The sequence below is a fragment of the Chitinophaga sp. genome, from assembly GCF_036566945.1.
GTDB lineage: Bacteria > Bacteroidota > Bacteroidia > Chitinophagales > Chitinophagaceae > Chitinophaga.
In genome coordinates, this window is the sequence record NZ_DATCVJ010000049.1 from 1 (window position 1) to 6,262 (window position 6,262).

The window sequence follows — 6,262 nt, forward strand, 5'->3', positions numbered from 1 at the left end:
CGGCCTTTCAGCAAAGGAACGGTGACCAACGAAAAAGGTGTATTTACCTTTAAAAATCTGGCGCCCGGCGATTACCTGCTAACGGTTACATATATTGGATATAAGCCAGTAGAGAAAAGCATTAAAGTGGGGGATGGCAGCGTACAGGTAACGGTATCACTGAAATCGGCGGTGTTGGATCTGGATGCTTCTGTGGTAATTGGCTACGGTGTTACTACCAAACGCAATAAAACTGAAGCGATCGCTTCTGTAAATTCCAAACAATTAACAGAAGATCATTCCAGTATATCCGTTTCCGATATGCTGTCGGGCAGGTTGCCGGGTTTATACGTGATGAAGTCAGGAGGTGCACCAGGTGCGGGTTCTGCTGTGTATATCCGTGGACTCAGCACCTTTAATAATACAGCTCCGCTGATCGTGATAGACGGTATTCCTGACAGAAGTCTGGATGATCTGAACTATAACGATGTTGAATCGGTGTCGGTGCTGAAGGATGCTTCTGCCATATCGGTATATGGTGCGCGTGCGGCCAACGGTGTAATATTAGTGACTACCAAAAGAGGTAGTATGGGTAAGGCCAGTATTACCTTCAGTGCGAATGTGATTAACCAGCGGCCTACACAATACTATAAGCAACTGGATGCTTATCAGTATGCCTCTTTATACAACGAATCGCTGCAGAATGAAAATCTGTATCAGCCTGCGCAGGGAATGGGTTACAGCGCGGAACAGTTGCAGAAATATAAAGATGGTTCAGATCCCGATCGTTATCCCAATACCGATTGGCTGAAAGAAGTACTGGCTACTTCTATCTGGCAAAAGACGTACAACCTGGCAGCTTCCGGTGGTAATGAAAACGTACGCTACTATCTTTCTGGTGGCTACGTAAAAAATGATGGCCTGATGCCAGTGGAAAATTATAACCGGTATAACCTTCGTAGCAATATGGAGGCAAAAATTACCCGTGATCTGAAAGTGACGATGAACCTTAATGGCTCGTTCAGTAAGCGGAATGCCGAAGCGGTATATGGGTCAGAGTACGTGATAGAAAATGTGTATAACACACCACCTATCCGTGTAAACCAGTTCAGCAATGGCTTGTATGCAAGCGTACCGGAACAGCGTGGAAATGCCTACCAGCAAGCGACAGGGCAATCCGGTTACAATCGTTTAAATTCCAATATTTTTAATTCGGTAGTTACATTGCAATACGACCTGCCCTGGATCAAAGGATTGTCATTAAAAGGAAACGGCTCGTACGATAAATTTTATTCTTTTGCGAAGCGGTTTGCAACGCCGTACGACATGTACACCCTGGATGCCGCGGGCAATTTCAATAAAGCAACTCCCTATCCTACTTCGCCTTATTTGCGGGAAACATTCAGTCAGCGACAGAGTATTACCCTGGAAGGCGGTGCACAGTACGATGGATCATTTAGGAAGAATAATGTTTCCGGTATGTTGCTATACACGCAAACCAATGCTACCGGCGATGATTTTAATACGCAAAGAGATGGGTTTGTATCTTCCAGTTTATCTGAGTTAAGTCTGGGTGATCCTACCAGGGTAAGTAACAGTGGCAGCGGTACACAAAATGCCCGGAGAGGGCTGGTGGGCCGGTTCTCCTACAACTATGCAGAGCGGTATTTATTCCAATTTAATTTCCGGTATGACGGATCTGATATTTTTCCACCGGACCACCGGTATGGTTTCTTCCCTTCGGTATCTGCCGGTTGGGTGATTTCAGAAGAGCCATTTATGAAAGATATCAGCCGCGATCTGGATTTTTTGAAGATAAGAGGTTCCTGGGGGCAGCTGGGTAATGATCGTGTAGCGCCCTACCAGTTCCTGACTACCTATGCGTTGGGTAGTACCCCAGGATATTCGCTGGGAGGTACTTCTCCTACTTATTACCAGACATTATCTCCCAACGTGTTGCCCAATCCGGCATTTACCTGGGAGCGTGCCGTCATTTCCAACGTAGGCATAGAGGCGCATGTAAGGAATGACCTGTTTACCCTGGAAGCAGATTATTTTTATAAACGAACCAAAGATATTCTTGTTCCCCCTTCCCAGCAGGTGCCTGATGTAATTGGTATCGGACTCCCGGATGTTAACAACGGAGTGGTGGATGCCAGGGGATTTGAAATTGCGTTGAGCCATACCAATCATCTGGGGAAGTTCACTTATTTTATTTCACCCAATATCACATTTGCACATAATAAAATCGTGAGCTACCCGGAGTCGCAGAGTATTCCTGACTGGCAGAAATTAAGTGGTAAATCCATTGGGTTCTTCTATAATACGGTAGGATTCAGATACCTGGGTTATGCGGCGGATGGTTTGTATCAGAGTGCAGAAGAAGTAGCTAAAGGGCCCACTCCGCTGTATCCCAATACAGCGCCTGGAGATATCCGCTACAAAGATGTGGATGGCGATGGTGTACTTACGGCTAAAGACCGGATACCGGTGGGAGCTAATTTCTTTCCGCAAATCCAGTATGGCATTCGCGTTGGCGGCAGTTATAGTGGCCTGGAACTGAATGTGCTGCTGCAGGGTGGTGGTAATGTAAAAGGGTATAGTTACACAAACATGCCTGCTTCTAGTCAACAGCTGGATCGTTGGACACCCACTCACACCGATGCTACCTATCCCCGCTTATGGTATGATAACCAGAACAACCAGGAGACATCTGATTACTGGCTTGCCAACACGGCTTATCTCCGGGTGAAAAATATAGAACTGGGCTACAGTCTTCCTGCTTCGGTATTGCGTCGTGTAGGTGCTAAAAGTCTTCGTTTATCTGTGAGCGCCAACAATCTTTTCACTTTCACTCATTTCAAATTATTTGATCCGGAAAGTGCCGGTCAGGTACGTGATCCGCTAATGAAATCATTTGCCGCGGGTGCTACGCTGCAATTCTGATGTGTGCATAGAATTATTTGAACTAACTAATGCTCTCCAATGAAAAAATTAATCAGCTATATATCACTTGCGCTTACACTGGGCATCCTGTCCTGTAACAAAGACGCGCTGAATAAGGGGCCGTTGAACCTTTATAGTGATAACAACGTATGGACAGACAGTGCCCTGATCAGCCGTGCGGTATTACAGACTTATAGTGGTATCCACAGTATCTATGATGATGCTGGCAACTGGATGCCCTGTGATATTACCGATGAGGCCAAAAGTGCCCGTTCATTCCTGGACTGTAACAAAATTAATTCCGGCCAGTATTCGCCTTCTTCCGGTATTTATGAAGACTTGTGGACGAATGGTTATGCTAATATACGGGCTTGTAATACGGTGCTGTCGCACCTCGACGATATGCCTCTCAGCAATGGCGGAAAGCAACAGATAAAGGGAGAAATGCTTTTTATCCGCGCACTCACCTACCTGGATATTTATTTTACTTTCGGCCGCTTTCCGATTGTGGATAAAGTATTAACGCTGGACGATGACCTCGCGATACCGCGTGGTACCGTAGAAGCCTGCGTAACGTTTATGTTAAGCGATTTGAATACGGCGGCTACTTTATTACCAGACAAATATCCGGCTGCGTCTACCGGCAGGGCTACCCGCTTTGCTGCGCTAGGCATGAAATGCAGGTTGTTGCTGAATCAAAAGGATTATACCGGAGCAGCAGCTGCTGCTAAAGAAATCATGGATAAAGGTCCTTTTAGTTTGTTCCCGGATTATGCCGGCATGTTCTATCCGGAAAATGATGACAACGAAGAGGTGATTTTTAATAAAGAATACGCAGGAGATCAGAGTAACCAGGTGCATGCGCTCGATACGTATGATAATTCTTCTTATTTCACGGGCTTTAGCAGTGTGGTAGAATGCCCCACACAAAACCTGGTAGATCAGTACCTGATGACAGATGGTAAGCCCTGGAATCAATCTGATTTATTTGATCCGGCACATCCCTACAGCAACCGTGATCCGCGTTTTCAGGCCAGCATCATGTATGATGGTACGAACTGGATGAATACCAACATGGATATGAAACTGGGTTCTGCTATCAATCCATCTACCTTTGCTACCAGCCATACCGGCTATATGCTGCGTAAATTCCTGAACCCGGCTTATATTTTCAGCGGCAATAACACCAATTACCAGAATTGTATTATGCTGCGGTTAGCGGAAATTTACCTGAACTATGCCGAGTGCCAGCTGAAATTGAATAATCCGGAAGAAGCCCGCACCTACATCAACCGGTTACGCAAAAGAGTGAACATGCCGGATATTGCCACAGGGCAACTTACCTGGGATTTGTATGTACGCGAACGCACTATAGAGCTGGCATTTGAAGGGCAGCGCTGGAATGATATCAGGAGATGGGCTACCGGTGCCACGATGATTGGCACTGACATTACCGCGGTAAAAATCGGCGAAACAAATGGCGCAAGAACCTATGCTACCGTGCCGTTGGAAAAACGCTACTTCGATCCCAAAATGTATTATTTCCCTATTCCGCAAAACATTTTACAGCGATATCCTGCAGGAAAAGTGCTGGAACAAAATCCCGGATGGAATTAATTTTTCTACCATAATTATCCAAAACCAATTATATGAAAATCATGTTCAATCAACTGCATAAATACATGCTGGCGGCAGGGGCGCTGCTGGCGCTACCACTATGTTTGGCGGCACAGTCGGCCAACAATAAGGATAGTCTGCGGGCTGTTATTACAGCGCATCCGGATAATATAGCAGCGCACGAAGCTTATCTGCAGGCGGCATGGAAAGATAGCGCCGCCTTCGTAAAGCAATACCAGCTGTGGATGAAGCAATATCCAAAAGCAGCGGCGGTTCCTTATGCCTATGGGAAGTTTTATGCCAATCGGGAAAGCCCTGCAGCGAAACCTTTCCTGCTAAAGGCGGTAGCGATAAATCCTAAATTGGCAGTAGCCTGGGAAGAATTAGCTATCGATGCAGAACGCTGGGGTGATTTTAAAAAATCAAGGGAATACCTGGCCAATGCCGTAGCCGCGGAACCGGACAATGCGGATTATTTATCTTCCTATGCCTACTCTTTTCAAAGCAGTGACCCGGAAAAGTATTTAGCCCTGAGTAAGGAGTTAATACAGAAGTTTCCGGAAAGTCAACGTAGTGCACAATCGTTGTACTGGCTGGCATTCCGCGCTGCCGATAAACAAAAGAAACTGGCTTACTACGAACAGCTACGCAAAGATTTCCCGGTAGCAAAGTTCGATTGGTCCCAATCCGCGATGTCTGAATATTTTGATGTGCTCCTGGCCGATGATCCGGCCGTAGCATTGCAATTGATGTCGGGTCTGGTGGCGACTCCCGGGTTGGAAGCAGACACGAAATCCGAATATGAGAAAAATGTACAATTGGCCACGCAGTTGGTGCAGGTGCAAAAATTGCTGGGTGAAAATAACGCAGCAGCTGCCACTGAAGTATTGACGACGGTGAAAGTAAAAAGATGGGGTACAGAGTCGGAAACAGTGGCGTTGCTGAAAGCTAAAGTAGCCGCGCAGGCTGGCGGTGCAGCAGCTGCTTATGATACTTTGCTGAAATATTATGTAAAAACGCCTGCCAGGTCAATGAAAGAAGCACTGATGACGTATGCTGAAAAAGCAGGTAAATCAACAGCCGCGGTATATACCGATATCCGGCAAAAGCTGACTGCTTCCGCCAAAGCGGCGTCGTTTAATCTCGATGCTTATCTGAGTTCCGGCAAAGTGACCATGAACGATTATAAAGGCAAAGTGGTATTGCTGACTTTCTGGTTTCCCGGCTGCGGCCCATGCAGAGGAGAGTTTCCGCACTTCGAAAGCGTACTGAAAAACTTCAAATCACAACCGGTATCTTATGTAGGCATCAACATTGTGGCTGATCAGGATGAATATGTAGTACCATTTATAAAAACAAGTGGTTATAGCTTTACTCCTTTAAGAGATGTGGAAGCTAATCGCCACAATCTTCCGGTACGGGGAGCGCCTACCAACTACCTGATAGATCAGAACGGCCGTATCATCTTCAGCAATTTCATGATTCAGAATCACGATGCAGAGTTAATGTTGCAGGACATGATTCAATTGCTGTTAGAGCAGAAAGCTTAAAGCCTAAAGCAAAAAGCTATTTTTGTTAGAGCAGAAAGCTTAAAGCCTAAAGCAAAAAGCTATTTTTGCGAATGACCAGGGCGAATATCATTTCCGCTGTAATTATTCGCTAAAATAGCTTTTTGCTTTTTGCTTTATGCTTTAAGCTCTAACAAAATCGGTTATTTTTT

General features: G+C 45.8%; 3 protein-coding genes. All 3 read left to right on the forward strand.

Translation table 11 applies throughout. From position 1 onward, the window contains the following. A partial coding sequence (locus VIP81_RS01485; protein WP_331956704.1) for a TonB-dependent receptor occupies positions 1 to 2,925 on the forward strand: 2,925 nt, incomplete at its 5' end. Between the two features lie 39 nt (positions 2,926 to 2,964). Then, positions 2,965 to 4,542 carry a RagB/SusD family nutrient uptake outer membrane protein gene (locus VIP81_RS01490; RefSeq protein WP_331956705.1) on the forward strand — a complete coding sequence of 526 codons (1,578 nt, stop codon included), beginning with the start codon at positions 2,965 to 2,967 and terminating at the stop codon, positions 4,540 to 4,542. A 32-nt stretch (positions 4,543 to 4,574) separates the two neighbouring features. Continuing rightward, positions 4,575 to 6,092, forward strand: coding sequence for a redoxin domain-containing protein (locus tag VIP81_RS01495; protein ID WP_331956706.1), 1,518 nt, complete (start codon positions 4,575 to 4,577; stop codon positions 6,090 to 6,092). Positions 6,093 to 6,262: the final 170 nt, after the last annotated feature.

What these genes read in the sequence shown, in the direction of transcription:
- VIP81_RS01490 (WP_331956705.1), top strand. Translation starts at nt 2,965, where the DNA reads ATGAAAAAATTAATCAGCTATATATCACTTGCGCTTACACTGGGCATC.
- VIP81_RS01495 (WP_331956706.1), top strand. Translation starts at nt 4,575, where the DNA reads ATGAAAATCATGTTCAATCAACTGCATAAATACATGCTGGCGGCAGGG.